This is a genomic window from Hydrogenophaga sp. FW305-3-2-15-A-LB1, from assembly GCF_058787875.1.
Genome location: NZ_JBYTAE010000064.1, coordinates 12,440 through 37,919, shown reverse-complemented (window position 1 = coordinate 37,919; position 25,480 = coordinate 12,440). Strand labels below are relative to the sequence as shown.

At 69.6% G+C, this 25,480-nt stretch carries 26 protein-coding genes; 11 read left to right on the top strand and 15 right to left on the bottom strand.

Translation table 11 applies throughout. The features are described 5' to 3' along the window. The first annotated feature begins 16 nt into the window (after positions 1 to 16). The 6 genes from AC3WPZ_RS19200 (at position 17) to AC3WPZ_RS19175 (ending at position 8,836) form a co-directional block, all read left to right on the top strand. Positions 17 to 841, top strand: a complete 825-nt coding sequence (locus tag AC3WPZ_RS19200; RefSeq protein WP_492441032.1) for an ABC transporter ATP-binding protein — start codon at positions 17 to 19, stop codon at positions 839 to 841. Between the two features lie 22 nt (positions 842 to 863). Beyond that, on the top strand, positions 864 to 1,658 hold the full coding sequence (locus AC3WPZ_RS19195; RefSeq protein WP_492441028.1) for an urea amidolyase associated protein UAAP1: 795 nt from the start codon (positions 864 to 866) through the stop codon (positions 1,656 to 1,658). A gap of 8 nt (positions 1,659 to 1,666) precedes the next feature. Beyond that, positions 1,667 to 2,329 (top strand): urea amidolyase associated protein UAAP2, encoded by a 663-nt coding sequence (locus AC3WPZ_RS19190; RefSeq protein ID WP_382323685.1) that lies wholly within the window; start codon positions 1,667 to 1,669, stop codon positions 2,327 to 2,329. Positions 2,330 to 2,414: 85 nt separating this feature from the next. Further along, complete coding sequence (locus tag AC3WPZ_RS19185) at positions 2,415 to 5,942, top strand: 5-oxoprolinase/urea amidolyase family protein (RefSeq protein ID WP_492441026.1); 3,528 nt, start codon at positions 2,415 to 2,417, stop codon at positions 5,940 to 5,942. A 32-nt stretch (positions 5,943 to 5,974) separates the two neighbouring features. Beyond that, the gene (gene atzF, locus AC3WPZ_RS19180; RefSeq protein ID WP_492441024.1) at positions 5,975 to 7,816 is read left to right on the top strand and encodes an allophanate hydrolase; all 1,842 of its coding nucleotides are present in this window, start codon (positions 5,975 to 5,977) and stop codon (positions 7,814 to 7,816) included. A gap of 30 nt (positions 7,817 to 7,846) precedes the next feature. Beyond that, a complete protein-coding gene (locus AC3WPZ_RS19175; RefSeq protein ID WP_492441022.1) occupies positions 7,847 to 8,836 on the top strand; it encodes a hypothetical protein in 990 nt (329 codons plus the stop codon). A gap of 65 nt (positions 8,837 to 8,901) precedes the next feature. On the opposite strand, the gene AC3WPZ_RS19170 is transcribed toward AC3WPZ_RS19175, so the two are convergent. The 3 genes from AC3WPZ_RS19170 to orn form a co-directional block, all read right to left on the bottom strand. After that, positions 8,902 to 10,854: a DEAD/DEAH box helicase gene (locus tag AC3WPZ_RS19170; RefSeq protein ID WP_492441020.1), complete on the bottom strand. Its 1,953-nt coding sequence runs from the start codon at positions 10,852 to 10,854 to the stop codon at positions 8,902 to 8,904. Positions 10,855 to 11,150: 296 nt separating this feature from the next. After that, complete coding sequence (locus tag AC3WPZ_RS19165; RefSeq protein WP_492441018.1) at positions 11,151 to 12,743, bottom strand: inorganic phosphate transporter; 1,593 nt, start codon at positions 12,741 to 12,743, stop codon at positions 11,151 to 11,153. A gap of 93 nt (positions 12,744 to 12,836) precedes the next feature. Beyond that, positions 12,837 to 13,430 carry an oligoribonuclease gene (gene orn / locus AC3WPZ_RS19160; protein WP_382159807.1) on the bottom strand — a complete coding sequence of 198 codons (594 nt, stop codon included), beginning with the start codon at positions 13,428 to 13,430 and terminating at the stop codon, positions 12,837 to 12,839. An 83-nt stretch (positions 13,431 to 13,513) separates the two neighbouring features. Here orn and AC3WPZ_RS19155 point away from each other — a divergent pair, with 83 nt between their 5' ends. Genes AC3WPZ_RS19155 through rsgA form a run of 3 tightly spaced genes read left to right on the top strand, consistent with a single transcriptional unit; the run spans position 13,514 to position 16,049 of the window. Continuing rightward, positions 13,514 to 14,776, top strand: a complete 1,263-nt coding sequence (locus tag AC3WPZ_RS19155; protein ID WP_291120659.1) for a M48 family metallopeptidase — start codon at positions 13,514 to 13,516, stop codon at positions 14,774 to 14,776. 14 nt (positions 14,777 to 14,790) lie between these two features. Then, positions 14,791 to 15,111: a 4a-hydroxytetrahydrobiopterin dehydratase gene (locus AC3WPZ_RS19150; RefSeq protein ID WP_382323679.1), complete on the top strand. Its 321-nt coding sequence runs from the start codon at positions 14,791 to 14,793 to the stop codon at positions 15,109 to 15,111. Next, complete coding sequence (rsgA, locus tag AC3WPZ_RS19145; protein WP_492441030.1) at positions 15,075 to 16,049, top strand: ribosome small subunit-dependent GTPase A; 975 nt, start codon at positions 15,075 to 15,077, stop codon at positions 16,047 to 16,049. Before AC3WPZ_RS19150 ends, rsgA begins: the two co-directional genes overlap by 37 nt. Here rsgA and AC3WPZ_RS19140 read toward each other — a convergent pair. From AC3WPZ_RS19140 to rpsP, 6 genes are all read right to left on the bottom strand, one after another. Then, positions 16,046 to 16,984, bottom strand: a complete 939-nt coding sequence (locus AC3WPZ_RS19140; RefSeq protein ID WP_492441015.1) for a CobD/CbiB family protein — start codon at positions 16,982 to 16,984, stop codon at positions 16,046 to 16,048. The genes rsgA and AC3WPZ_RS19140 overlap by 4 nt on opposite strands. Before the next feature lie 51 nt (positions 16,985 to 17,035). Next, positions 17,036 to 17,719: a CoA pyrophosphatase gene (locus tag AC3WPZ_RS19135; RefSeq protein ID WP_382159818.1), complete on the bottom strand. Its 684-nt coding sequence runs from the start codon at positions 17,717 to 17,719 to the stop codon at positions 17,036 to 17,038. A 92-nt stretch (positions 17,720 to 17,811) separates the two neighbouring features. After that, on the bottom strand, positions 17,812 to 18,168 hold the full coding sequence (gene rplS / locus AC3WPZ_RS19130; protein WP_066268749.1) for a 50S ribosomal protein L19: 357 nt from the start codon (positions 18,166 to 18,168) through the stop codon (positions 17,812 to 17,814). Positions 18,169 to 18,301: 133 nt separating this feature from the next. Further along, positions 18,302 to 19,078: a tRNA (guanosine(37)-N1)-methyltransferase TrmD gene (trmD, locus tag AC3WPZ_RS19125; RefSeq protein ID WP_382323677.1), complete on the bottom strand. Its 777-nt coding sequence runs from the start codon at positions 19,076 to 19,078 to the stop codon at positions 18,302 to 18,304. A gap of 99 nt (positions 19,079 to 19,177) precedes the next feature. Continuing rightward, positions 19,178 to 19,777 (bottom strand): ribosome maturation factor RimM, encoded by a 600-nt coding sequence (gene rimM / locus AC3WPZ_RS19120; protein WP_382159823.1) that lies wholly within the window; start codon positions 19,775 to 19,777, stop codon positions 19,178 to 19,180. Between the two features lie 16 nt (positions 19,778 to 19,793). Continuing rightward, positions 19,794 to 20,048 (bottom strand): 30S ribosomal protein S16, encoded by a 255-nt coding sequence (gene rpsP / locus AC3WPZ_RS19115; RefSeq protein WP_382159826.1) that lies wholly within the window; start codon positions 20,046 to 20,048, stop codon positions 19,794 to 19,796. Between the two features lie 180 nt (positions 20,049 to 20,228). On the opposite strand from rpsP, the gene AC3WPZ_RS19110 reads away from it, so the two are divergent. Together AC3WPZ_RS19110 and AC3WPZ_RS19105 are read left to right on the top strand one after the other, a co-directional pair. After that, a complete protein-coding gene (locus tag AC3WPZ_RS19110; RefSeq protein WP_492441013.1) occupies positions 20,229 to 20,759 on the top strand; it encodes a GNAT family N-acetyltransferase in 531 nt (176 codons plus the stop codon). 5 nt (positions 20,760 to 20,764) lie between these two features. Beyond that, positions 20,765 to 21,214 carry a hypothetical protein gene (locus AC3WPZ_RS19105; RefSeq protein ID WP_382163694.1) on the top strand — a complete coding sequence of 150 codons (450 nt, stop codon included), beginning with the start codon at positions 20,765 to 20,767 and terminating at the stop codon, positions 21,212 to 21,214. 15 nt (positions 21,215 to 21,229) lie between these two features. On the opposite strand, the gene AC3WPZ_RS19100 is transcribed toward AC3WPZ_RS19105, so the two are convergent. Genes AC3WPZ_RS19100 through AC3WPZ_RS19075 form a run of 6 tightly spaced genes read right to left on the bottom strand, consistent with a single transcriptional unit; the run spans position 21,230 to position 25,398 of the window. Then, complete coding sequence (locus AC3WPZ_RS19100; protein ID WP_444688224.1) at positions 21,230 to 22,186, bottom strand: AEC family transporter; 957 nt, start codon at positions 22,184 to 22,186, stop codon at positions 21,230 to 21,232. Positions 22,187 to 22,214: 28 nt separating this feature from the next. Next, positions 22,215 to 22,769 carry a DUF3299 domain-containing protein gene (locus AC3WPZ_RS19095; RefSeq protein ID WP_492441011.1) on the bottom strand — a complete coding sequence of 185 codons (555 nt, stop codon included), beginning with the start codon at positions 22,767 to 22,769 and terminating at the stop codon, positions 22,215 to 22,217. 29 nt (positions 22,770 to 22,798) lie between these two features. Next, positions 22,799 to 23,038 (bottom strand): hypothetical protein, encoded by a 240-nt coding sequence (locus tag AC3WPZ_RS19090; RefSeq protein WP_382323673.1) that lies wholly within the window; start codon positions 23,036 to 23,038, stop codon positions 22,799 to 22,801. Between the two features lie 4 nt (positions 23,039 to 23,042). Continuing rightward, positions 23,043 to 24,266 (bottom strand): FtsX-like permease family protein, encoded by a 1,224-nt coding sequence (locus tag AC3WPZ_RS19085; protein WP_492441009.1) that lies wholly within the window; start codon positions 24,264 to 24,266, stop codon positions 23,043 to 23,045. Continuing rightward, positions 24,263 to 24,922, bottom strand: a complete 660-nt coding sequence (locus AC3WPZ_RS19080) for an ABC transporter ATP-binding protein (protein ID WP_382323671.1) — start codon at positions 24,920 to 24,922, stop codon at positions 24,263 to 24,265. The genes AC3WPZ_RS19085 and AC3WPZ_RS19080 overlap by 4 nt, the downstream gene beginning before the upstream one ends. Then, complete coding sequence (locus tag AC3WPZ_RS19075) at positions 24,919 to 25,398, bottom strand: Fur family transcriptional regulator (RefSeq protein ID WP_382159846.1); 480 nt, start codon at positions 25,396 to 25,398, stop codon at positions 24,919 to 24,921. The genes AC3WPZ_RS19080 and AC3WPZ_RS19075 overlap by 4 nt, the downstream gene beginning before the upstream one ends. Positions 25,399 to 25,480: the final 82 nt, after the last annotated feature.

Below are 25,480 nucleotides of genomic sequence, written 5' to 3'. Positions count from 1 at the left end.
CCCCCACACCCACCCCGTGCCCAAGATCGCGATCCGCGATGTGTTCAAGCGCTTCGACGGCGCGCCGGTGAACGCGCTCGAAGGCATCAACCTGGACATCCGCGCCAACGAGTTCGTCACCTTCGTGGGCGCCTCGGGCTGCGGCAAGTCCACCCTGCTGCGCACCATCGGCGGGCTGGAGGTGCAGAGCAGCGGCGACCTGCTGGTGGACGGCCAGGCCGTGACCGGCCCGGGCATCGACCGCGCCATGGTGTTCCAGCACTACAGCCTCTACCCGTGGATGACGGTGTGCCAGAACATCAAGTTCTGCCGCCAGCTGCAGGCGCACACCGAGGGCCGCACCTCGTCGGACGTGGAGGCGGCCGATGGCCGGGCCGACGCGCTGTTGCGCCTGATGGGCCTGGAGACCATGGGCCACGCCTGGCCCAACCAGCTCTCGGGCGGCATGCAGCAGCGCGTGGCGATCGCGCGCGCGCTGATGGGCCGGCCCGACATCGTGCTGATGGACGAACCCTTCGGCGCGCTGGACGCGCAGACGCGCGAGGTGATGCACGACCTGATCCGCTACGTGCACAAGCTGGAGAAAGCCACCATCGTGTTCGTGACGCACGACGTGGAAGAGGCCCTGTACCTGGGCGCTCGCGTGGTGCTGATGGCGCCGCGCCCAGGGCGCATCGACACCATCTACGAGGTGCCCTTCGGCGACCAGCGCACGCAGGACCTGAAGCACGCCCCCGAGTTCGTGCGCCTGAAGCGAGACATCCTGGACCGCATCCGCGAGACCTCCGGCATGAAGACCGACCTGGAGCAGCTCCAGCGCATGACGGGCACCCCCGTTTGAAGCACTTTTTGAAGACCCCCACATGAACCACACCCTCGACGACACCCCGGTGGACGCCCCCGCGTTCTGGCAAGGTTTTCCCGCCCCCGCGCTCGCGGGGGTGGACACCCGCCAGCTGATGTGGAGCGAAATCGTGCCCGGCGGCAGCCACTGGGGCTGGCGCATGCCGCGCGGCAGCGCGATCCGCTTCGTGGCGCTGGAAGCCGGCGCGAACGTGAGCCTGGTGCTCTACAGCGCGCTGGAAAAACTGGAGCGCTACAACATGCCCGACTCGCTCAAGGCGCAGCACACCGCGCACTACTCGCGCGGCCATGTGCTGATGAGCGACATGGGCCGCAGCATGGCCAGCTTCACGGCCGACAGCCTGGGCTGGCACGACCCGCTGGGCGCGCTGCTGGACAGCGAGCTGATGCGGCAGAAATACGGCGAGCAGCGCTACGAATCGCACCGCAACGCCATGCACCGCTCGGGCAAGGACGGGCTGCTGATCGAGATCGGCAAGCACGGCCTTTCCAAGCGCGACCTGATCGCGCCGGTGAACCTGTTCAGCAAGGTGGGCGTGGACGCGCAGGGCCGCTTCGCCTTCGTGCCGGACCACGCGAAGGCCGGCGACTTCGTGGAGCTGCGCTTCGACATGGACGTGATCGCCGCCATCAGCACCGCGCCGCACGGGCTGGACCCGGCGCCCACCTACGCGCCGAAGAAGGTCGGCCTGGTGGCCTGGCGCTGCGGCGCCGCGCCGGCCGACGACGTGTGCCGCGCCTTGCGCCCGGAGAACGCGCGCGCCCTGCACAACACCGACCTGCTCTACCTGTGAGGGAGACGATGACCATGAACACCGCCACCGCGATTCGACTTCAAGAAAGCGCGCTGGACCCCGCGCACGCCGTGCTGAACCAGCGCCACCCGGCGGGCGAACCCATCCTGTTCGAGGTGAAGCGCGGGCAGACGCTGCGCATCGTGGACCTGGAGGGCAACCAGGCCGCCGACGTGCTGTTCTACAACCGGCACGACCCGGCCGAGCACTACAGCGCCACCGACACCATGCAGCGCCAGGGCGGCATCTACCTCACCACCGGCTCGGTGATCCGCAGCAATGACGGGAACCCCATGCTCACCATCGTGGCCGACACCTGCGGCCGGCACGACACGCTGGGCGGCGCCTGCGCGGCCGAGAGCAACACGGTGCGCTACGCGCTGCAGAAGAAGTACATGCACAGCTGCCGCGACAACTACCTGATCGCCCTGCAGCACGCCGACGTGGGCCTGGGCAAGCGCGACCTGGTGCCCAACATCAACTTCTTCATGAATGTGCCGGTGACGGCCGAGGGCGCGCTGAGTTTCGAGGACGGCGTGTCCGGCCCCGGCAAGTACGTGGAGATGCGCGCCGAGATGGACGTGTGGGTGCTGATCAGCAACTGCCCGCAGCTCAACAACCCCTGCAACGCCTACAACCCGACGCCGATCCAGTTGCTGGTCTGGGACTGACCCCGCCTTCTGAACCCCATCGCCCCGGGACGGCCCGGGGCGCCAAGACAGCTTTGCAGGACGGCCTGCATCCGGAGACCCCCTCATGTTCAGCAAGGTCCTGATTGCCAACCGCGGCGCGATTGCCTGCCGCATCATCCGCACGCTGAAAACCCTGGGCGTGCGCAGCGTGGCCGTGTATTCCGAGGCCGACGCCCAGGCCCGCCACGTGCGCGAGGCCGACGAGGCCTGGCTGCTGGGCCCTGCCCCGGCGGCCGAGAGTTATTTGCGCGCGGACCGCATCCTTCAGATCGCCAAGGACTGCGGCGCGCAGGCCATTCACCCCGGCTACGGCTTCCTGTCGGAGAACCCGGCGTTCGCCGAGGCCTGCGAGGCGGCGGGCATTGCCTTCATCGGCCCCGCGCCGCAGCAGATGCGCGCCTTCGGCCTGAAGCACACGGCGCGCGACCTGGCGCAGGCGCGCGGCGTGCCGCTGCTGCCGGGCTCGGGCTTGTTGCTCGACCTGGCGCAGGCCACGGCCGAGGCCGCGCGCATCGGCTATCCGGTGATGCTCAAGAGCACGGCCGGCGGCGGCGGCATCGGCATGCGGCTGGTGTGGAATGACACCGAACTGCGCGACGCGTTCGAGTCCGTGGGGCGGCTGGCGCAGGCGAACTTCAAGGACGCGGGCCTGTTCCTGGAGAAGTACGTGGAGCAGGCGCGGCACATCGAGGTGCAGGTGTTCGGCGACGGCGCGGGCGGCGTGATCGCGCTGGGCGAGCGCGACTGTTCGGTGCAGCGGCGCAATCAGAAGGTGATCGAGGAAACCCCGGCGCCCGGCCTGAGCGACGCGCAGCGCACCGAGCTGCACGCCACCGCCGTGCGGCTGGCGCAGGCGGTGAACTACCGCTCCGCCGGCACGGTGGAGTTCGTCTATGACGCGGCGAGCGGTGCCTTCTATTTCCTGGAGGTGAACACACGCCTGCAGGTGGAGCACGGCGTGACCGAGCAGGTCTGCGGCGTGGACCTGGTGGCCTGGATGCTGCAGCTCGCGGCCGGCGACCTGCCGCCGCTGGCCACGCTGCAGCCGGTGCCGCGCGGTGCGTCCATCCAGGTGCGGCTGTACGCGGAAGACCCGGCGAAGAACTTCCAGCCCAGCGCGGGCCTGTTGACCGACGTGGTGTTCCCTCCCCGCGCGCGGGTGGACAGCTGGGTGGAGCGCGGCACCGAGGTGCCCGCCTGGTACGACCCCATGCTGGCCAAGCTGATCGTGACCGCCGACACGCGCGAGCAGGCCCTGGCGCAGCTCGAAGACGCGCTGGACGCCACGCGCCTGGCCGGCATCGAGACCAACCTGGGCTACCTGCGCCAGGTGGTGCGCGACCCGGTGTTCCGCGAAGGCCGGCAGGTGACGCGCTTTCTCTCCACGTTCGAGTTCAGGCCGCGCACCATCGACGTGCTGGAGCCCGGCGTGCAGACCTCGGTGCAGGACTGGCCGGGCCGCCAGGGCTACTGGGCCGTGGGCGTGCCGCCGAGCGGGCCGATGGACGCGCACGCGCACCGCATGGCCAACCAGCTGGTGGGCAACGCCAGCGATGCGGCGGCGCTGGAGATCACGCTGGCCGGGCCCACGCTGCGCTTCAACGTGGCCACGGTGGTGGCGGTGACGGGCGCGCCCGCGAAGCTCACATTGAATGGTCAGCCCGTGGCCATGTGGCAGTCCCTTCAGGTGCCGGCCGGCGCCACGCTGGCCGTGGGCCGCTGCGAGACCGGCGTGCGGCTCGCGCTGGCCGTGGCCGGCGGGATGGACGTGCCGCTGTACCTGGGCAGCCGCAGCACCTTCACGCTGGGCCAGTTCGGCGGCCACGCGGGGCGGCACCTGCGCACGGGCGATGTGCTGCACCTGGCGGATGCACCGGCTTCGGTCGAGGCACAGACCATGAGCGAGTACGTGTACGCACCCGAGTACACGAACCACTGGGACATCGACGTGCTCTACGGCCCGCACGGCGCGCCGGACTTCTTCACGCCGGAGGACATCACGATGTTCTTCGGCACCCACTGGAAGGTGCACCACAACAGCAGCCGCACCGGCGTGCGCCTGATCGGCCCCAAGCCGCAGTGGGCGCGCAGCGACGGCGGCGAGGCCGGGCTGCACCCGTCGAACATCCACGACAACGCCTACGCCATCGGCGCGATCGACTTCACCGGCGACATGCCGGTGATCCTCGGGCCCGACGGCCCGAGCCTGGGCGGCTTCGTGTGCCCGGCCGTGGTGCTGCACGACGAGCTGTGGAAACTGGGCCAGCTGCGGCCGGGTGACACGGTGCGTTTTCACCGGCGCGCGGGCTCGCCGGCCAGCCCCATCCTGGACGACCGCGCGGCCGAGGGCGAGCGCCCGCGCCGCGTGGTGCGGCAGGCGGGCGACCGCTACGTGCTGATCGAGTTCGGCCCGCTCACACTGGACCTGGAGCTGCGCATGCGCGTTCAGGCCCTGCTGGAAGGCCTGAAGCGCCAGCACCTGGACGGCGTGATCGACCTCACCCCGGGCATCCGTTCGCTGCAGGTGCATTTCGACCCCACGCGCCTGCCGCGCGAGGCGCTGCTGCGCGTGATCGCCGAGGTGGACGACGCGCTGCCACCGGTGGACGAGATGGTGGTGCCCTCGCGCACCGTCGTGCTGCCGCTCTCGTGGGACGACCCGCAGACGAAGCTCGCGATCGAGAAGTACATGCAATCGGTGCGGCCGGACGCGCCCTGGTGCCCGAGCAACATCGAGTTCATCCGCCGCATCAACGGGCTGGACTCGATCGAGGACGTGTTCCAGGTCGTGTTCGACGCGCGCTACCTCGTGCTGGGCCTGGGCGACGTGTACCTGGGCGCGCCGGTGGCCACGCCGCTGGACCCGCGCCACCGGCTGGTGACCACCAAGTACAACCCCGCGCGCACCTGGACGCCGGAGAACGCCGTGGGCATCGGCGGCGCCTACCTCTGCGTGTACGGCATGGAAGGCCCCGGCGGCTACCAGTTCGTGGGCCGCACGCTGCAGATGTGGAACCGCTGGCGGCACGGCACGCCGGGCACGCCGTTCGAGCAGCCCTGGCTGCTGCGCTTCTTCGACCAGATCCGCTTCGAGCCGGTGAGCGAGGACGCGCTGAAAGACATCCGCGCGCGCTTCCCGCACGGTGGTTACGCGCTGCGCACGGAAGACGGCACGTTCAGCCTGAAGGACTACCGGCGTTTCCTGGCCGAGAACGACGCCGCCGTGGGCGCGTTCAAGGCAAGGCAGCAGGCCGCGTTCGAGGCCGAGCGCGAGCGCTGGGCCGCCGCCGGCCAGGTGGACTACGCGAGCGAGGCCGATGTGGCGGCGGCCGGCGTGGAGGCCGAGATCGACCTGCCCGAGGGCGGCCGCGCGCTGGCCACCAGCGTGCCCGGCAACGTGTGGAAGGTGGCCGTGAGCGTGGGCCAGCAGGTGCGCGCCGGCGATGTGCTGCTGGTCATCGAGTCCATGAAGATGGAGTTCAACCTGCTCGCGCCCGCGGACGCGACCGTCCACAGCCTCATGTGCGCCCAGGGCGGCGCGGTGGCCGCCGGGCAGAACGTGCTGGTGCTGATCGACGAAGCCGCCGCCTGAGCCCTTCAAGAACATCCAAGGAGTCTTTTGCCATGTCCCTGACCCCACTGTCTTTTGACCTCGCCAGCCTGCAGGCCGCCTACCGCGAAGGCACCGCGACCGCGCGCGAGGTGATCGCCGAAGCCTTGCGCCGCAGCGTGGCCGACACGCACCACGCCTACATCCACGTGCTGAGCGAGGCCGAGGTCGAGCCCTACCTCGCGCGCCTGGACGGCGTGGACCCGGCCAGCCTGCCGCTGTACGGCGTGCCCTTCGCGATCAAGGACAACATCGACCTCGCGCACGTGCCCACCACCGCCGCCTGCCCCGAATTCGCCTATACGCCGCAGGACAGCGCCTTCGTGGTGCGCCAGCTGATCGCGGCCGGCGCGGTGCCGGTGGGCAAGACCAACCTGGACCAGTTCGCCACCGGCCTGAACGGCACGCGCTCGCCGTACGGCGCGTGCCAGAACCCGCACCACCCCGCCTTCATCTCGGGTGGCTCCAGCTCCGGCTCGGGCGTGGCCGTGGCCAAGGGGTATGTGACGTTCGCGCTGGGCACCGACACCGCCGGTTCGGGCCGCGTGCCGGCGTCGTTCAACGGGCTGATCGGCCTCAAGCCCACGCTGGGCCTGCTCTCGGCCTGGGGCGTGCTGCCGGCCTGCCGCTCGGTGGAGACGCCCTCCATCCTCGCGCTCACGGCGGCCGACGCGCAGGCCGTGCTGGGCGTGGCGGCGGCGTTCGACGAGGCCGATGCCTACAGCCGGCCCGCGCAGCCACTGGGCGTGGACTTCTCGGCCGGGCCGTTCCGCTTCGGCGTGCCGCGCCACGAGGACCTGGACTTCTTCGGCAACGAGGCGGCGGCCACGCTGTTCGCCGACGCGGTCAAGCGCCTCGAATCGCTCGGCGGCACGGCCGTCACCATCGACCTCACGCCCTTCCTGGCCGTGGCCAAGCTGCTCTACGAAGGCCCCTGGGTGGCCGAGCGCTACGTCGCCATCCAGGGCTTCATCGACGCGCAGCCTGAGGCGGTGTTCCCGCCGGTGCGCCGCATCATCGAAGGGGGTCGCGGCAAGACGGCCGCCGAGGCCTTCGCGGGCGCCTACAAGCTCAAGGCGCTGCGCCGCGTGTGCGACCGCGTGTGGGACGAGGTGGACTGCCTGCTCACGCCCACGGCCGGCACGGTCTACCGCATCGCCGAGATGCAGGCCGACCCGATCCGCCTCAACGCCAACCTGGGCCGCTACACCAACTTCGTGAACCTGCTGGACCAATGCGCCGTGGCCGTGCCGGCCGGCGTGCTGGCCAGCGGCGACGCGAAAGGCCTGCCCTGGGGCGTGACTTTGGGCGCGCCCGCGCACAAGGACCTGGCGCTGCTGCGCCTGGCCGATCGTTTTCACCGCGCGCTCGGTGGCTCGTTGGGCGCGACGGGCACCGACGTGTCGGCCACACCGGCCTGCGTGGGCCTGCCGGGCGGCGAGGTGGGCGCGGCCGGCTCGGGCACGGTGCGCGTGGCGGTGTGCGGCGCGCACCTCTCGGGCCTGCCGTTGAACCACCAGCTCACAGCACGCGGCGCGCGGCTCGTGGACAGCCCCGTCTCCGCGCCCGAGTACCGCTTCTACGCCCTGGCCGGTGGACCGGTGCAACGGCCCGGCATGGTGCGGGTGGCCGAGGGCGGCGCGGCGATCGCGATGGAGGTGTGGGAAGTACCGTCGGCCCTCTTCGGCAGCTTCGTGGCCGGCATTCCCGCACCGCTGGGCATCGGCAAGGTGAAGCTCGCCGACGGCAGCGAGGTGCCGGGCTTCATCTGCGAAGGCCTGGGCGTCGGTGGCGCGACCGACATCACCGCCTTCGGCGGCTGGCGCGCCTGGCTCGCGGCGGGTGCACCCCGATGAACCAGCGCGACGCGGTGGTCACTAGGGTGCATGAACGCCTTTCACCCTTTGCACATCTCACACGACTCACTTGACCCGATCGCCCTTCAGCCGCAGGACACCGTGCCCTCGCTGCAGGACCTGGAAGACCAGGTGGCCCGTGCCATCCAGGCCAGGAACGATTTCATCCACTCGCGCCTGCCCAGTTCGCTCTCGCACTGTGGTTACTGGTTTCTCGCCGGTGTGTTCGCCACAGGGAGCGCCACGATGCTCGGGGCCACGGCGGTGTGGGCCGCCACGCTCGGGAAAGACATCTACCAGGCGACCACCCGAGGGAACGCCTCTCCGATGGATCTGGCGTTCTCGCTGACGATCGGCACCGCGTCGCTGGGCGTTCCGCTGATCCCGGCCCGAGCGTTGGCGCAACTGGCGGTCCTGACGGTGAGGCAGATCACCGAGGACAACGAGGCCATCGTGCAGCAACTGGAGCGCGACATCAAGGACGCCTGCCAGCGCGTGGCGGAGGCGGCCAAGACCTTGTCGCCGGTCGAGTTCGAGCGCCTTTTGCACAGGGGGGTCGTCCCCCTGCCCTCGCTCATCGCGGCATGCACCGAGGACGTCGAGAAGGCGTCGATGCTCGCGCAGGGCCTGCTCGAAGCCGGGCAAGCGGCCCCGCTCCTCGCCCTGGCCAGCCTCGGCCTCCACCATTGCAGCGAGGTGGGCGACGTGCTTCTGGGCGCACTCGCGGCGCCTCAGGCGTTCGTCGCGCTGCTGGCGTCGTCGCCCGATGCGGCGGACGTGCTCGCCGTGTTGTGCATGGCGCGCAACGCGATGTCCGACAGCGCGCCCGAAGCGCTGGAAGCCTACCTGGAGGAGCACCCGGATGTCGCGCGCGACGCCCTGGCGCGGCTGGAGACACGGGTCGCGAACTGCGGTCTGCACGAACTGCACGATCAGATCCGCCAACGCCGGCTCGCCGGCGTGGTGATGGCGATCGCCCGCCACGCGCCATCGCTGGACGCACAACCTGTGCCGGCCTGACGCCGTCGCCCGTGCAAAAAAAGCCAGGCCCTAGGGCCTGGCTTTTTCATGGATGACCGGATCGATCAGCGCGGTGCGCGGCGCGCCATCGGGCGGGCCGGGCCGCCTTCGTTGCGGCGCGGCGCGAACTCGCCACGCATGGCGCCGCGCTCAGCGTTGCCACGGTCGCTGAAGCCACCACGTTGCTCGCCGCCCTTGTCGCTGCGGCCGAAGCTGGAGAAGCCACCGGGCTTGCCACCGGTGCGCGCCGGGGCGGCGCCACGGTCGCCGAAGCCCCGGCTGGCCGGGCGCGTGTCGTTGCGGTAGCCGCCTTGATCACCGCGGTTCTCGAAGCGGTTTTCACCCCGGTTGTCGAAGCGATTCTCGTGGCGCGGCTGCGGCTCGGCACGGCCTTCGAAGCGCGGGTCGAAGCGCGTTTCCGGGCGGCTGTGGTCGACGCGGGGGGCGTCGAAGCGGCCTTCCGGGCGACCTTCGAAACGCGGGCCGCGCGGTGCGGGGCCACGGGCGTTGAAGTTGCTGCGGTCGGCATAGTTGCGATCACCACCACCACCGAAGCGATCACCACGGCCTGCGCCCGGACGGCCACGGCCACCGAACTCGGGCTGCGGTGCGCGCTGGCGCGGTTCGAGGCCGGGCACGGTCTCGACGTTGATGCGCTGGCGCGTGTAGGCCTCGATGTCGCCGATCTTGCGGCGGTCGCGGAACTCGGCGAAGGTGACGGCCAGGCCGTCGCGGCCGGCACGGCCGGTGCGGCCGATGCGGTGCGTGTAGTCCTCGGCCTTCATCGGCAGGCCGAAGTTGAAGACGTGGGTGATGGTGGGCACGTCGATGCCGCGCGCGGCGACGTCGGTGGCCACCAGGATCTGCACCTGGCCGTTGCGCAGTGCCATCAGGCGGCGGTTGCGCATGCCCTGGTTCAGCGCACCGTGCAGCGCCACGGCGGCAAAGCCGGATTGCTGCAGGTCGTTGGCGAGGCCATCGCATTCGATCTGCGTGCTGCAGAACACCACCGCCTGGTTGATGGTGGTGTCGCGCAACCAGTGGTCGAGCAGCTTGCGCTTGTGGTCGGCGTGGTCGGCCCAGAACAGCACCTGCTTGATGTTGGCGTGTTGCTCTTGCGGCGAATCGATCTGCACCTTTTGTGCGTGCTTGCCGTTGTCGTGCATCACGCGCATGGCGAGTTGCTGGATGCGCGGCGCGAAGGTCGCGCTGAACATCATGGTCTGGCGGCGCTGGCTGGTCAGGGCGTTGACTTCGGCGAGGTCGTCGGAGAAGCCCAGGTCGAGCATGCGGTCGGCTTCGTCGACGACGAGGAACTGCACCTGGTCGAGCTTGAGCTGCTGCGAGCGCTGCAGATCCAGCAGACGGCCGGGGGTGGCGACCACGAGGTCGGCGTTCTGCAGGCGCGCGATCTGCAACTGGTAAGGCATGCCGCCCACCACGTTGGCGATGCGCAGGCCGCGGCAGTGGCGCACGAGGTCGATGGCGTCGTTGGCCACCTGCTGCGCGAGTTCGCGCGTGGGGCACAGGATCAGGGCGCCGGGGGTGGCGGCCTTGAAGTTGCGCGAGCTGGTGGGGTCCTTGCGCTTGGGCGCCTTGGGCGGTGCTTCGCCACGGGCCAGGGCGTCGGCCACCGCTTGTTCGCGGTCGGCGCGCTCCTTGGCGTCGGCGGCGGCGCGTTGCTGCAGCAGGGTGTGCAGCACGGGCAGCAGGAAGGCCGCGGTCTTGCCGCTGCCGGTCTGGCTGGAGACCATCAGGTCGGCAAAACGCTGCTCGCCTTCGGCCAGCAAGGCCTTGGGGATCACGTTGTTCTGCACGGTGGTGGGCTGCGTGTACCCGAGGTCCACGCAGGCTTGCACCAGCTCGGGCGCCAGGCCCAACAGCTCGAAGCCGTTGGGGCCGGTGGGCTCGATGGCCTCTGCGGCCTCAGCGATCACGGGGGGGGAAAGGTCTGCCTCGGTGTCGGCAGAGAGGATTTCGGGCGAGAAATCGCCGCGGGCTTCAAAAGAGTCGCTCATGTTCGTCCATGCGCCAGAGGGCGCAATTGATCGAATGCAAACGCTATAGGGACGGCCTACCTTGAAAAGGTGGCAGCTCCGGGGCGTCGGATCCGTTCGTGGTTACAAAACATCAACCATCAAACGATCGACGCGCCATGGGTCACAGAGAGAAGCGTGACACCGGGAGCGAAGGCCCCATCCTGCGGTTGCGGGGGGCCTGGTGTGTGAGGCAGATGCACAAATCATCGCAGTTGCCTGCGAAGCCGCTGATTATGGCATGGATTCGGGAAAACCCCAAGTCTTTACATCCGCGCTCAATTGAGCACGGCGCGCACCACGTAGAACAGCAGCGCCGCCAGCACGGCGGTGGCCGGCACGGTGACGATCCAGGCCGCCACGATGCGCATGACCACGGAGCGCTTGACGATTTCCTTCTTGTAGGCCTTCTTGAACGCCTTCTGTTCCTTCTTGGCGAACACCGCATCTTCCGGTTGCGCCAGCTCCCGCTGCTTGGCAAGCCGCTTCATGTCCGCCAGCATGCGCTTCTTCTCGCTCACCTCGGCGGCCTCGAAGCGGCTCAGGTAGGCCTCGACCACGTCGCGGTCGGCACCCTGGTGGCCTGAGCGCACCACACGTTCCATCTTCGCGTAGTTCACCTTGAGCAGTTCGCGCAGGAAGCCGACGCCGAACACCGCGCCGATGGAGATGTGCGTCGTCGACACCGGCATGCCCAGCTGCGAGGCGACGATCACCGTGAGCGTGGCGGACATCGCGATGGCGTACGCGCGCATGTTGTCCAGCTCGGTGATTTCCTTGCCCACGGTGCGGATGAGCCGCGCGCCGTACAGCGCCAGCCCCACCGCCAGGCCGAGCGCGCCCAGCACCATGATCCACAGCGGCGTACCGGCCTTGGTGGCGATGGCGCCGTCTTTCACGGCTTCGTAGATCGCGGCCAGCGGGCCGATGGCGTTGGCCACGTCGTTGGCGCCGTGGGCGAAGCTCAGCAGCGCGGCCGAACAGACCAGCGGCCAGGTGAACAGGCGGTTGACACCGTTCTTGCTGTTCTCCTGCCGCCGGGCGTGCTTGGCGATGGGCTTGCGGATCAGTGCCCACACGACCACGGCCAGCACCACCCCCGCGCCCATGGCCGTCGGGACCCCGACATGCACCATCTGGCCCAGGCCCTTGAGCAGCATGTAGGTGGTATAGGCCCAGACCATGGCGGCGATCAGGATGGGCACCACGCGGCTGGCGGCGTCGATCATGTCGCTGCGGTAGGTCACGCTGCGCTTGATGATGTACAGAAAGGCGGCGGCCATCGCACCGCCGGCCAGGGGCGAGATCACCCAGCTGATCACGATCTGGACGATGGTTTCCCAGTTGACCAGGCCCCAGCCGCCGGCGGCGATGCCGGCGCCCATGACCGCGCCGATGATGGAGTGCGTGGTGGACACGGGGGCCCCCACGGCCGTGGCGAGGTTGAGCCAGAGCGCGCCGGCCAGCAGCGCGGAGAACATCACCCACGCGAACAGCGCCGGGTCCGAGATGGCATTGGGATCGATGATGCCGCCCTTGATGGTGCCGACCACGTCGCCACCGGCCACGATGGCGCCCAGGGCCTCGAAGACGGCGGCCACGACGATGGCCCAGCCCATGGTCATGGCACCCGAACCCACCGCCGGGCCCATGTTGTTGGCCACGTCGTTGGCGCCGATGTTCATGGCCATGTAGGCCCCCACCGCCGCCGCCACGATCAGCAGCCACATCGCCGAAGTCGCCAGGCCTGCGGTGGATGCACCGGTGAGGGAGGCGTACAGCCCGACCAGGAGGAGGAACAGCACCGCGGCGCCCAGCTGGAGCACCTCCTGGTGCTTCGAAACGAAGCGGTAACGGGATTTTTTTGTCATGCAAATCTCATGTGAACGTCACAATTTTGACATGTGGCCGCACACCCCAAGGCCGGCGCGCAGGGGCGCCGGTGCAAGCCGTGGGGCGCGCGTTCAGCGCAGGAAGTGGGTGCGGTAGTGCTCGAGCTCGTCGATGGACTCGTGCACGTCGGCCAGCGCGGTGTGCTTCTGGTGCTTCTTGAAAGATTCGTACACCTCGGGCCGCCAGCGGCGGGCCAGTTCCTTGAGCGTGCTCACGTCCAGGCAGCGGTAGTGGAAGTAGGCCTCCAGCTTGGGCATGTACTTCACCATGAAGCGGCGGTCCTGGCTGATGGTGTTGCCGCACATCGGCGAGCCGTTCTTGGGCACGTACTGGGCGATGAAGGCCAGCAGGGTGGCCTCGGCCTCTTCCTCGCTCACCGTGCTGGCCTTGACCTTGTCGATCAGGCCGCTGCGGCCGTGCGTGCCCTTGTTCCAGGCGTCCATGGCGTTGAGCACGGCGTCGCTCTGGTGCACCACGATCACCGGCCCTTCGATGCGCGGCGTGAGCTGCGGACCGGTGATGACCACCGCGATTTCCAGCAGGCGCTCTTTTTCGGGGTCGAGCCCGCTCATCTCGCAGTCGATCCAGACCAGGTTCTGGTCGCTCTTGGCGAGGGTGGGGGTGTCGGCGGCGGTGCCCGCCGGGGCGGTGGAGGCAGAAGTCATGGCCGGCATTCTCGCCGATCCGCCGCCCGGGGCCCCCGGCCCCACGGCGCGCGCAAAGGGCCGTCTTCGATAGACTCGGCCCCATGGACACCGCTTCCTTCGCATTCACCGCCGTTTTCTGCGCCCTGCTGCTGCTGGGCCTGCTGGTGCGCACCGTGCTCGCCAGCCGACAGATCCGCCATGTGGCGCGCCACCGCCATGCCGTGCCCGCGGCCTTCAGCGACACGATCTCGGTGGCCGCGCACCAGAAGGCGGCCGACTACACCATCACCAAGGCGCGCTTCGGCCTGCTGGAGACCGCCATCGAGGCCGCGCTGCTGCTGGGCTGGACGCTGCTGGGCGGCCTGGACTGGCTCAACCAGCGGCTGCTGGACGCGCTGGGCGGCGGCATGCTGCAACAGCTGGCGCTGCTCGCGGCCTTCGTGCTGATCGGCGGCCTCATCACCCTGCCCCTGGGCTGGTACGCCACCTTCCGCATCGAGGAACGCTTCGGCTTCAACAAGATGACGATGTCGCTCTGGCTGGGCGACTTGGTCAAGGGCACGCTGGTGGGCGCGCTGATCGGCCTGCCGATCGCCGCGCTGGTGCTCTGGCTCATGGGCGCGGCCGGCCCGACCTGGTGGCTCTGGGCCTGGGGCGTCTGGATGGCCTTCAACCTGCTCGCGCTGGTGCTCTACCCCACCCTCATCGCGCCGCTGTTCAACAAGTTCGAACCGCTGTCGGACGAAACGCTCAAGGCGCGCGTGAACGCGCTTATGCAGCGCTGCGGCTTCGCCGCCAAGGGCCTGTTCGTGATGGACGGCAGCAAGCGCAGCGCCCACGCCAACGCCTACTTCACCGGCTTCGGCGCGGCCAAGCGCGTGGTGTTCTTCGACACCCTGCTCAAACAGCTCAGCCCCGACGAGATCGACGCCGTGCTCGCGCACGAACTCGGCCACTACAAGCGCCGCCACATCCTCAAGCGCATCGTGCTGATGTTCGCGCTGAGCCTGGCGGGCTTCGCGTTGCTGGGCTGGGTGTCGAGCCAGGCCTGGTTCTTCAGCGGTCTGGGCGTGACGCCGTCGATGGACACGCCCAACGACGCGCTGGCCCTGCTGCTGTTCATGATGGTGGTGCCGCTGTTCACCTTCTTCCTCTCGCCGCTGATGGCGCAGCTCTCGCGCCAGCACGAGTTCGAGGCCGATGCGTATGCCGTGGCCCACACCAGCGGCCCCGATCTGGCCAGCGCGCTGCTCAAGCTCTACAAGGACAATGCCAGCACGCTCACGCCCGACCCGCTGTACGCGCGCTTCTACTATTCCCACCCGCCGGCGAGCGAACGCCTCTCCCGCCTGCAAACCGCCTGACGCGAACCCGACCCATGAACCCGATCCACCAGAACCGCCGCGCCCTCTCCGCCACAGAAATCGTGACCCAGCTCACCCAGCTCAACGGCGATGCCGCCCAGGGCTGGAAGCTGATCGACGGCGCGCTGGAGAAAACCTACAGCTTCGCCAACTTCCACGAGACCATGGCCTTCGTGAACGCCCTGGCCTGGATCGCGCACCGCGAAGACCACCACCCTGACCTGGCCGTCAGCTACGGCCGCTGCACGGTGCGCTTCAACACGCACGACGTGAACGGCATCTCGGTCAGCGACATCCACTGCGCCGCCGCGGTGGACGCCCTGCAGAAGGCCTGATGACCGATCTGCAACCCGGTCTGGTGGTGGCCGCCCACGGGCGCCACTGCCTCGTGGAAAGCCTCGACGGCGAACGCCGCATCTGCCACCCGCGCGGCAAGAAGAACGCCGTGGTCGTGGGTGACCAGGTGCAATGGCAGGTCACCGGCGACGAAGGCAGCATCGAGCGCGTGGACGAGCGGCGCAACCTGTTCTACCGGCAGGACGAGATGCGCACCAAGTCGTTTGCCGCCAACCTCGACCAGGTGCTGGTGCTGGTGGCGGCCGATCCGGAGTTTTCCGAGAGCCAGCTGACCCGGGCCCTGATCGCGGCACAGGCCGAAGGCATCGACGTGCTGATCGTGCTCAACAAGAGCGACCTGCAGCCCGCGTTCGACCGCGCCTGGGCCCGCCTGGAGCCCTACCGGCGCATGGGCTGCGCGGTATTGCCGCTGCGCCTGAAATCGGCCGAGGGCTCGGAAGCCGGCCTCGATGCCCTGCAGCAGCGGCTGGCGAACAAGCGCACCTTGGTGCTGGGCCCCTCGGGCGTGGGCAAGAGCACGCTGGTGAACCGGCTGGTGCCCGAGGCGCGCGCGCTGACGGGCGAGATTTCGCGGGCGCTCAACTCGGGCAAACACACCACGACCAGCACCACCTGGTACTGGGTGGACGCGGAACGCCGCACCGCGCTGATCGATTCACCGGGGTTTCAGGAATTCGGCCTGAACCACATCGAGCCCATGCAGCTGGCCCACCTCATGCCCGACCTGAATGCCACGCTGGGCCACTGCCGCTTCTACAACTGCACGCACCTGCACGAGCCGGGTTGCGGGGTGGTGGAACACGTGCAGACCGGGGAGCCGGACCAGCCGGCCGACGACCCGCTGGCGATCAGCGAGAACCGTTACCGCCTCTACGGCGAGCTGTTCGCGGAACTCTCGGACAAGCGGCGGTATTAAAGCCCTGCCAGGGTGAGCAGCGCGAGCAGCAGCATCCAGAGCACCACCGCGCGCCACACCAGCCCCACCACACTGCTCAGGTGGGCCAGTTGCGGATCCGGCCGGGCGCCGGGGTCGCCCACCACCTCGTCGTCTTCGATCGTGAGCGGATCGAGCTGCGGGGTCAGCCGCACGTTGATGGCGCCCGAGGTGGCGGCCAGCACCACGCCGTCGCTGCCCGGGGCAAAGCGCTCGGCATCGCCGCGCCAGCTGGCCACGGCCTCCTCGAAGTTGCCCACCACGGCGAAGCCCAGCGCCGTCAAGCGCGCCGGCACGTGGTCGACCCAGCGCCAGGCGGTCGCGGCGGCGTGCTGCAGCGCCGGGCTGGGCGTGCCGTCCGGGCGCGCGCGCCAGTTGCGCGAGAGGTACTCGGCCAGGCGGTAGAACACCGCGCCCGAGGGGCCCAGGCCGATGGCCCAGAACACCACGAAACACACCAGCACGCCGAACACGTGGCGGTGGGCGGCCAGCACCGAGTGCTCGATCACCTGGCGCAACAGCTCGGTGCGCGGCAGGCTGGAGGCGTCCACACGCAGCCAGCGGGCCAGCTTCTCGCGCGCGGTGGCGTCGTCGCCCACATCGAGCGCCTGCCGGATCTCGCTGAAGTGGTGGCTGAACTGGCGAAAGCCCAGCGTCACGTAAAGAATGCCGATGGTCCACACGAAAGCCAGCACGGAGCTGAACTGCCACAGGCCCCAGTACACCAGCCCCGCGATGGCCGCCGGCACGCCCACCGCCAGCACCCAGGCGACCCAGCCATGGGAGGACTGGCCGGCATCGAGGTTGCGGCGCACGGTGCGCGCCCAGCCGCGCAGACCGGCGTGAACGGGGTTGTCAAAGGCGAGCGGGCGCGCCTGTTCCAGCAGCAGGGCAATGAGGATGGCGAAAAAACTCATGGCGCCATCATAGTGGCGTGAGGGGCGCGCGCCACAGAGCGCCGCACGGGCCTAGGCGCTGAGCATGCGGTAGAAGTTGCGCAGCATGCCGGCGGTGGCGCCCCAGATGAAGCGCTCGCGGTCGCCGTCCAGGTAGGGCATGGAGTACCACTCGCGCACCACGCCCTCGAAGGCCAGCGCGTGGCGCCGGTGGTGCAAGGGGTTCATGAGGTAGGCCAGCGGCACCTCGAACACGTCGTCCACCTCGTCCGGGTTGGGCACCAGCTCGAAACCCGGCCGCACCAGCCCCACGACCGGCGTGACGATGAAGGACGTGCCGGTGACGTACACCGGCAGCGTGCCCAGCACCTCCACCCGATCCGGCGCCAGGCCGATCTCTTCCTGCGCCTCGCGCAGGGCGGCGGCGGTGGCGTCGGCGTCCTCGGGGTCGAGCTTGCCGCCCGGCAGGGCGATCTGGCCCGAGTGGGTGGACAGGTGGGCCGTGCGCTGGGTCAGGATGAGCGTGAGCTCGTCGCGCATCACCAGCGGCAGCAGCACCGCCGCCTCGGCGGGCGCGCGGTCGACGAACTTGCGCTCGCGGTGCAGTTCGGGCGTCCACACCGGCGGGCGGGCGAAGAGTTCGCGCAGGCCGGTGGGCGTGAGGCGCTGCGCCTGCGCGGGGCGCAACATCTCGTCGGCCTCGTCCGCGACGATGGGTACCAGGCGCGGATCAAAAGCGGGCAGAACGTGGGTCATGTGAAGGCAAGCATAGGCCAGACGCAAAAAAGCCGCTCCGGGGAGCGGCTTTTTTAGGAGGGTGCAGGCGACCGGGCCAGGCCCGATGCGCTTTACGCGCCCAGCTTTTCCTTGATGCGGGCCGACTTGCCGCTGCGCTCGCGCAGGTAGTACAGCTTGGCACGGCGCACGGCACCGCGGCGCTTGACTTCGATCTTGGCGATCAGCGGGCTGTACAGCGGGAAGGTGCGCTCGACGCCTTCGCCGTTGGAGATCTTGCGCACGATGAAGCTGGAGTTCAGGCCACGGTTGCGGCGGGCCACCACCACGCCTTCGTAGGCCTGCACGCGCTTGCGGGTGCCTTCGATCACGTTCACGCTGACGATCACGGTGTCGCCAGGGGCGAACGGCGGGATGACTTTGCCAAGGCGAGCAATTTCTTCTTGCTCAAGGGTCTGGATAAGGTTCATGATTTCCTGTTTTGTCGGTCATGGCCGCGCTGCACTAAAGGCCGCGAATCCGGCAGGGCCCCTGTCCAGACCCTTGCGGGTTTGCGGGGTGGCCCGGTCGCGGCGGCCGGTCAGAGGATCGAAAAGCCTTGGATTATAGCAATCCCTGAGCGCGGAGGAAAGCCTGGTCCGCCGCGTCGAGCAATCCCTGCGCCCGGGCACGGGCCAGCAGGTCGGGCCGGCGGCTGGCCGTGAGCAGCAGGCTTTGCTCGCGCCGGTGGCGGGCGATGCGCTCGTGGTGGCCGCCCAACAGCACCTCCGGCACCGCCATCGGCCCCCGCGGGCCCTGCCAGACCTCGGGGCGGGTGTGGTGCGGGCTGTCCAGCAGGCCGTCGAGCGCCGGGTTGAAGCTGTCCTGCTGGTGGCTGCCCTCGTCGGTCAGCACGCCGGGCTGCAGGCGCGCCACGGCATCCAGCAGGGCCATGGCCGCGATCTCGCCACCCGAGAGCACGAAATCGCCCAGGCTGATCTGCCGGTCCACGCAGGTGTCGATGAAGCGCTGGTCGATGCCTTCGTAGCGGCCGCACACCAGCACCGCGCCCTGGCTGCGCGACCAGCCCTCGACGCCCGCGTGGTTCAGCGCCTCGCCGATCGGGGAAAAAAGGACCACGGGGGCGCGGGCATCGTCGGCCTCCGCGCGCGCGGTGCGGATAGCCTGCAGGCACTGCCACAGGGGTTCGGCCATCATGACCATGCCCGGGCCGCCGCCAAACGGGCGGTCGTCGACCCGGCGGTAGTTGCCTTCGGCGAAGTCGCGCGGGTTCCACAGGTGCACGGCCACCTGGCCGGACTCGAAGGCGCGGCGGTTGATGCCGTGCTGCAGGAAAGGCGCGAACAGCTCCGGGAAAAGCGTGATGACGTCGAAGCGCATGGCGGTATTGTGAGCGTCAACGATCCGGTGCCGGGCCGCCCCAAGCCGGATCAACCCCCTCGTGGGGCAGCGACCCGCGCAGCGGCGGAGCGTGGGGGCCTAGTAATCCGGCTGCCAGTCGGCGGTGATGCGGCGCTGCGCCTTGTCGACGTCGTCGATGTAGGCCGCCACGAAAGGAATCATGCGCTCGGCGGTCTGCTCGGTGCCGTCCACCGTCTCGGTGTGTTCGAGCACCAGCACCGAGGTGGGCCCGGTGGGCATGAGGTCGCGCACCACGCCCAGGTGCACGCCTTCGCGGTTGAACACGTCCAGGCCGATCAGGTCGACCCAGTAGTACTCACCTTCGGGGGTGGCCGGGAAGGCGCTGCGCGGCAGGTAGATGCGCACGCCCTTGAGGGCCTCGGCCGCATTGCGGTCGTCCACGCCGTCCAGCTGGGCGACCAGGCCGTCGGTGTGGGGTTTGACTTCCGCCACGCCCACGCCCACGCAGCCCGTGAACGCCGAGAAGCCGCGCGCGAAGCGGGCTTCGGGCGGCTGCAGGAACCAAGAAGAGGAAGCGATCAGCGCCGAGGTGTCGGCGCTGTGGGGCAGGATGCGGACCCAGCCCTTGATGCCCCACGCGTCCTGTATGCGCCCCAGCTCGACGGCGTCGTCGGGCAGGGGCAACGCCTTGAAGGCGCCGGACGCGGGGTGGCTCACCTTGCCGCGGGCAGGATCAGGCCGCGGCCTTGGCGGCGTTCTGCTTGACCAGGCGCGCCACGGTGTCCGACGGGGTGGCGCCAACGCCGGTCCAGTAGGTCAGGCGGTCCAGGGCGATGCGCAGGGGCTCTTCACCACCGCGGGCCAGGGGGTTGTAGAAACCGATGCGCTCGATGAAGCGGCCATCGCGGCGATTGCGCTTGTCGGCAACCACGATGTTGTAGAACGGACGGGCTTTTGCGCCGCCGCGGGAGAGTCGAATGACGACCATGATTTATCCTTCGGGTGGAGAGGTACCAGGATCGGTACTTCACTGGATCTTGCGACCCGCTTTATTTGCAGCGCTTGAGACACACGACTGACCACCCGGCCAGCGAAACGCCACGAAACCCGCGATTATAGCCCGTTCGCTGGTTTTGCCAGCCCCCTTCCCGAGCGACCCACCCTACCCATGCCCCTGATCCGCCCCAGCCGCGACGAAGACCTCGACGCGATCACCCGCATTTACGGCCACCACGTGCTGCACGGCACCGGCACTTTCGAAACCACCCCGCCCACCCTGGCCGAGATGACGGCGCGCCGCGCCGACGTGCTGGGCAAGGGCCTGCCCTGGCTGGTCGCAGAAGAAGGCGGCCAGGTGCTGGGCTACGCCTACGGCAACTGGTTCAAGCCGCGCCCGGCCTACCGTTTTTCGGTCGAGGACTCGATCTACATGGACCCGGCGGCCCACCGCCAGGGCCTGGGCCGCGCGCTGCTCGCCGAGCTGCTGGCCGCGCTGGAACGTGCCGGCACGCGCAAGGTGATGGCCGTGATCGGCGATTCGGCCAACGCCGGCTCCATCGGTGTGCACAAGGCGCTGGGCTTCGAGCCCGTGGGCGTGGTGCAGTCGTGCGGCTGGAAATTCGGCCGCTGGCTCGACATCGTGCTGATGCAGAAGACCCTGGGTGCCGGTGACAGCACGCCGCCGAACGAGGGCGCATGACGATGATGCGCAAGAACAAGACGCTGGCGGTCTGGCTGGCGCTGCTGGGCGGCATGCTCGGCCTACACCGTTTCTACCTGCGCGGCCTGGGCGACTGGGTGGGCTGGCTGCACCCGATCCCGGCGGCGCTGGGCCTGTGGGGCGTGGACCGCGTGCTGCTCTACGGGCAGGACGACAAGCTCTCGTGGGTGCTGATCCCGCTGCTCGGCGCGACCATCTCCGCCAGTTGCCTGATGGCCATCGTCTATGCCTTGACCGACCGCGAGAAGTGGAACCGCCAGTTCAACCCCCAGTTGCCGGCGGACGCCGTCTCGGGCGGCACCAACTGGCTGACCATCGGCGCCCTCGTGGCCGCGCTGCTGATGGGCACGGTCGCGCTGATGGGCAGCCTGGCCTTCGGCTTCCAGCGCTACTTCGAGTACCAGGTCGAAGAAGGCCGCAAGATCAGCCAGTGAGCGAGCACCCGGCGCTCAGTTGAGCCAGGCCATGGTGGTCATCACCAGGCTGAGCGTGAACAGCGCGAGCACGGTGGACAGGCCCATGGCCGCGGTGGTGACTTCCTGCGCCACCTCGTAGCGCTGGGCGAACAGGAACACGTTCGCCCCCACCGGCAGGGCCGCGGCCACCACCATCACGGTCAGCGGCATGCCGGTGATGCCCATGCCCCAGGCGCACAGGCCCACCAGCAGCGGCAGCACCAGGTTCTTGGACACGCTGACCCACAGGGCCTGGCGCAGGTGGCCGGCCATGGGTGTGCGCGCCAGGGTCACGCCCACCAGCACCAGCGCAATCGGGCCGAAGGCGCTGCCCAGCAATTGCAACGGCCGGTCCACCACCGTGGGCAGCGTGAGGCCGCTCTGCGCGAACAGCAGGCCGCACAGGATGGGCAGGGGAATCGGGTGGATGAGCGCGCCCTTGAAGGCCGACCACGCCGTGGCCAGCACGTGCGGCGCGCGCTGGCCACCCGCGCGGGCTTCGCGCGCCACCGCGAGTTCGAGCACGATGGAACCGGTGGTCAGCAGGATCAGCGCATGCACCGACACCAGCGTGAGCACCGTGACCTGCGCGCTCTTGCCGTAGGCCAGTTCCACCAGCGTGATGCCCAGCATCACCATGTTGGAGAAGGTGCCGGCCAGGGCCAGCACCACGCTGCCCCGGTTGAAGCCCCGCCAGGCGATGGACACCGCCAGCAGTGACAGCGCGGCCAGGAAGTAGGCGCCGATCGGCCGCAGGTCGAGTTCCTCGAAATGCACCGAGCTCATGGTGCGGAACAGCAGGGCCGGGATGAGCAGCAGGAAGACCAGGTTGGACAGGTCCTTGACCGCGGCATCGCGGATCCATTGCAGCCGCCCGGCCAGGTAGCCGAGGCCGATCAGGATGAAGACCGGGGTGAGGGAGGCGACGACGGGGTGGCTGGCGATGTTCACCCGGCGATGGTATCGCCAGGCGTGCGCGTCATTCGACGCCGACGGCGCCGGTGATGCGGTAGTACAGGCCGTAGGGGTCGTTCTGCAGCACGTGGAAGGTGCCCTCGACGACCACCGCCTCCAGCTTGTACTTCACCGGCTTGGCGGTGCGCACCTCGACCATGCTCTCGGGCCCGCCCGGCGTGCAGAAACCGCAGGTCAGCGGCACCGAGGCGAGCAGGAAGTGACGCTGACTCTCGCCCGGCTCCAGCGGCATCATGAAGCCCTGCAGCCGCAGCCTCTTCTGGTTCAGCTCGGCCACCGGCGCCGGGTACACCGGCACGATGCGCTTGTTCTCCACCTTGGTGGTGATGTCGGTCAGCGTCGACCAGGCGACCACGTCGCCGCGCCTGGGCAGGGGCGCGAACGGGCTGAGCGGGCTGTGCACACCCGCACCCTGGCCGTGTGGCAGGCCCGAGGGCTGGCTCGAGGGGGTGCCGGGCGGCACCGGCGAGCTCAGGGTCTGGGCCCCGGCACCGACCAGCACGGCCCCACCCATCACGAGCAGCGCGGCGAAACGGGAGGCTTGGAACAGGTGGCGCATGGGGAATCGTCTCGGTTGGGTTCAGGCCGTCAGTGCGCGTGGCGCATGCCGCAGTATTTTCCCAGGGCCAGACCCTTGCAGGCCACCGCGAGTTCCTGCATGCAGACTTTTTCGCCCTTGCCGGCCTCCAGGCACTTGGCCGCGCCTTCGTGCGCCACGGCCATGGCGCGGTGGCGGGCGATGTCTTCCCTGGTCTCCTTGTCGGAGTGCTGGGCCAGCGCGGCGGTGGACAGCAGGGCGGCGGCGAACAGGAACAGTGTTTTCTTCATGGTGTTACCTCGAATTCAGGAGTTGAGTGACATCGACACGGTAGGCATGGAGGGCCGGCAGGAGCGCCGCCACCACCGCCACCCCCAAGGCCAGCACGGGCACCCAGGCTTCGCCCGACACCCATTGCCAACCGGTGATGGCCAGCGAATGCCGGGCCATCAACATCTCGCCCATGAGGGCGGTGAGCGCGTGCGCGGCCAGCAGGCCCAGCGCGCACGCCAGCAACGCGAGCCACAGCGCCTCGCACAGCAGCAGCGCGGCCACGCGCCGCGGCGGCGCGCCCAGCATGCGCAGCATGGCCAGGTCGGCGCGGCGCTCGCGCACCGCGCTCCAGAGCGCGATGAACACCGACAGCCCGGCCACGCCCAGAAGCACGGCCGCCAGCCCGCGCAGCACCTGCGTGCCCACACCGACCATGCTCAGCAGGCGCGTGATCTCCACCGCCGGCGCCGCGGCCTGCAGCGAGGTGGTCTGGTTGATGAAGCGCGGGAAGCTCACCGCCGCCAGCGGCGTGCGGTAGCGGATCAGGGCCAGCGTGATCTCGCGCTCGGCCGCCAGCGCCTCGGCCAGCTCGGCGCGCTCGGCCTCGTCCATGTTCGCGCCGGCGTGCATGTCGTCGTGCACGCGCCAGACCGATTCGGTAGCGGTGAGCACCAGCCGGTCGAGCACGCAGCCGCAGGGCGCGAGCACGCCGGTGACGGTGTACGGCGTCTCGCCGTGCGAGCTGCCACCCACGCCCAGGCCGTGCGCGCCTTCGAAGGCCTGGCCCACTTGCAGGCCCGTGCGCGCGGCGACCTGTGCGCCCAGCACGGCCTCCAGCGGCGCCTGCCAGAGCGCGCCCTGCGCGAGCCGGGCACCGTAGTGGGCCGGGTAGTCGTGCGTGGTGCCCACGATGCGGAAGCCGCCCAGGTTGTCGCCCAGGCTCAGCGGGATGAGCTGCGCCACCTGCGGGTGTTCCGCGAGCTGGCGGGCCTCGGCCAGCGGAATGTTGCCGGGCGGCACGTCCAGGTGGAACACGCCCGCGAGGATGAGCTGCATCGGGCTGCCCTTGGCGCCCACCACCGCATCGATGCCGGCGAGGTCGCGTTCGAAGGCGCGGTCCACCTGGTCGCGCGCGATCAGCACGAAGGCCATGGAGGCCAGGCCCAGCGCGAGCAGCAAGAGGTTGAGCACCGTGGCCAGCGGGCGCGACCAGAGGTAGCGCCAGGAAAGGGACAACACGTTCATGCCACGCGCTCCGGGCGGGTTGCCACGAAGGTGAGCACCTGCGCATGCGGCAGCGCGTCGCGCACGCGGGCGTCGTGGGTGGCGATCACGAGCGTGGCGTCCAGCGCCTTCGCGCTGCGGCGCAGCAGCGAGAGCGCCGTCATGCAGGCGTCGTCGTCCAGGCTCGCGGTCGGTTCGTCGGCCAGGATCACGCGCGGGCGCAGCAGCACGGCGCGCGCCAGGGCCACGCGCTGGGCCTGCCCGCCCGAGAGCTGGGTGGGCCGGCGGTTCGCCAGCGCGCCGAGGTCCAGCGCCGCCAGCACCTCGGCCACGGCGGCGCGGTCCACCGGCAGGCCGGCGGCGAAGTGCGCGAGCGCCAGGTTGTCGGCGACCGTGAGCGCGTCGCTCAGGTGCAGCTGCTGCGGCAGAAAACCGATGTGGCGCGCGCGCCAGGCATCGCGGGCCGCACCGCGCAGGGCGCCCACCGACTGACCGGCCACCACGATCTCGCCCGCGCCGGGCGTGAGCAGGCCGGCGGCCAGCGCCAGCCAGGTGGACTTGCCACTGCCCGAGGGCCCGCGCAGCAGCAGGGTGCCACCCTGCGCCACCGACACATCGGCCATGCGCAGCGGCGCCTGGCCCGCGTGGGCGTATTGCAGGCCCCGGGACTCGATCACGCGGCGGGCTCCAGACAGTCCGCGCAGGTGCCGTGCACCGCCACCTGCTCGCCCCGGTGGCCCTGGCGCGCGAGGCTGCGCAACAGGTCGCGGGCCAGCTCGCTCACGTCGGCCATCGGAAATTGCCGGTGGCAGGCGTCGCATTCGAAGCGCGGCGGCGTGCCCTCCTCAGGGTTCGGATCCAGTGGCGCCAGGCTGAAGCGCCAGGTGCGGGCCTGATCGTCGGTCTGGCGTTGCAGCACGCCGCAAGCGGCCAGGCGGTCGAGCAGGCGGTAGAGCGTGACGCGGTTGATGTCCAGCCCGCGCGCGGTGAGCGCGTTCAGCGCCTGCGCATGGGTGAGCCCGCCGTGCGGCTGCGCGAGGAACAGGCCCAGCACGGCGCGCGTGGCCAGCGTGCGGCGCAAGCCGGCGGCTTCCAGCCGGGTCTGGATGTGGGGTGGTACAGCCACCGGTTCTTTGGTCTGGCGTGGCGACATGGCTTGGGTCTCCATAAATGCAACTATGTTGCGTTAACATACGCACTATCGCAATTCAGTTGCAGTATCTTAGCTGCAATCC

Coding starts and splice junctions, on each gene's coding strand:
- AC3WPZ_RS19085 (WP_492441009.1), bottom strand. CDS start 24,266: ATGAACGTGTTGTCCCTTTCCTGGCGCTACCTCTGGTCGCGCCCGCTG.
- AC3WPZ_RS19140 (WP_492441015.1), bottom strand. CDS start 16,984: ATGAGTTTTTTCGCCATCCTCATTGCCCTGCTGCTGGAACAGGCGCGC.
- trmD (WP_382323677.1), bottom strand. CDS start 19,078: ATGCGCTTCGACGTCATCACGCTTTTCCCGGAGCTGTTCGCGCCTTTC.
- AC3WPZ_RS19155 (WP_291120659.1), top strand. CDS start 13,514: ATGGACACCGCTTCCTTCGCATTCACCGCCGTTTTCTGCGCCCTGCTG.
- rplS (WP_066268749.1), bottom strand. CDS start 18,168: ATGAACCTTATCCAGACCCTTGAGCAAGAAGAAATTGCTCGCCTTGGC.
- AC3WPZ_RS19190 (WP_382323685.1), top strand. CDS start 1,667: ATGACCATGAACACCGCCACCGCGATTCGACTTCAAGAAAGCGCGCTG.
- AC3WPZ_RS19075 (WP_382159846.1), bottom strand. CDS start 25,398: ATGTCGCCACGCCAGACCAAAGAACCGGTGGCTGTACCACCCCACATC.
- AC3WPZ_RS19095 (WP_492441011.1), bottom strand. CDS start 22,769: ATGCGCCACCTGTTCCAAGCCTCCCGTTTCGCCGCGCTGCTCGTGATG.
- AC3WPZ_RS19175 (WP_492441022.1), top strand. CDS start 7,847: ATGAACGCCTTTCACCCTTTGCACATCTCACACGACTCACTTGACCCG.
- AC3WPZ_RS19110 (WP_492441013.1), top strand. CDS start 20,229: ATGCCCCTGATCCGCCCCAGCCGCGACGAAGACCTCGACGCGATCACC.
- orn (WP_382159807.1), bottom strand. CDS start 13,430: ATGACTTCTGCCTCCACCGCCCCGGCGGGCACCGCCGCCGACACCCCC.
- AC3WPZ_RS19105 (WP_382163694.1), top strand. CDS start 20,765: ATGCGCAAGAACAAGACGCTGGCGGTCTGGCTGGCGCTGCTGGGCGGC.
- atzF (WP_492441024.1), top strand. CDS start 5,975: ATGTCCCTGACCCCACTGTCTTTTGACCTCGCCAGCCTGCAGGCCGCC.
- AC3WPZ_RS19090 (WP_382323673.1), bottom strand. CDS start 23,038: ATGAAGAAAACACTGTTCCTGTTCGCCGCCGCCCTGCTGTCCACCGCC.
- AC3WPZ_RS19165 (WP_492441018.1), bottom strand. CDS start 12,743: ATGACAAAAAAATCCCGTTACCGCTTCGTTTCGAAGCACCAGGAGGTG.
- AC3WPZ_RS19170 (WP_492441020.1), bottom strand. CDS start 10,854: ATGAGCGACTCTTTTGAAGCCCGCGGCGATTTCTCGCCCGAAATCCTC.
- AC3WPZ_RS19195 (WP_492441028.1), top strand. CDS start 864: ATGAACCACACCCTCGACGACACCCCGGTGGACGCCCCCGCGTTCTGG.
- rpsP (WP_382159826.1), bottom strand. CDS start 20,048: ATGGTCGTCATTCGACTCTCCCGCGGCGGCGCAAAAGCCCGTCCGTTC.
- AC3WPZ_RS19185 (WP_492441026.1), top strand. CDS start 2,415: ATGTTCAGCAAGGTCCTGATTGCCAACCGCGGCGCGATTGCCTGCCGC.
- AC3WPZ_RS19150 (WP_382323679.1), top strand. CDS start 14,791: ATGAACCCGATCCACCAGAACCGCCGCGCCCTCTCCGCCACAGAAATC.
- AC3WPZ_RS19135 (WP_382159818.1), bottom strand. CDS start 17,719: ATGACCCACGTTCTGCCCGCTTTTGATCCGCGCCTGGTACCCATCGTC.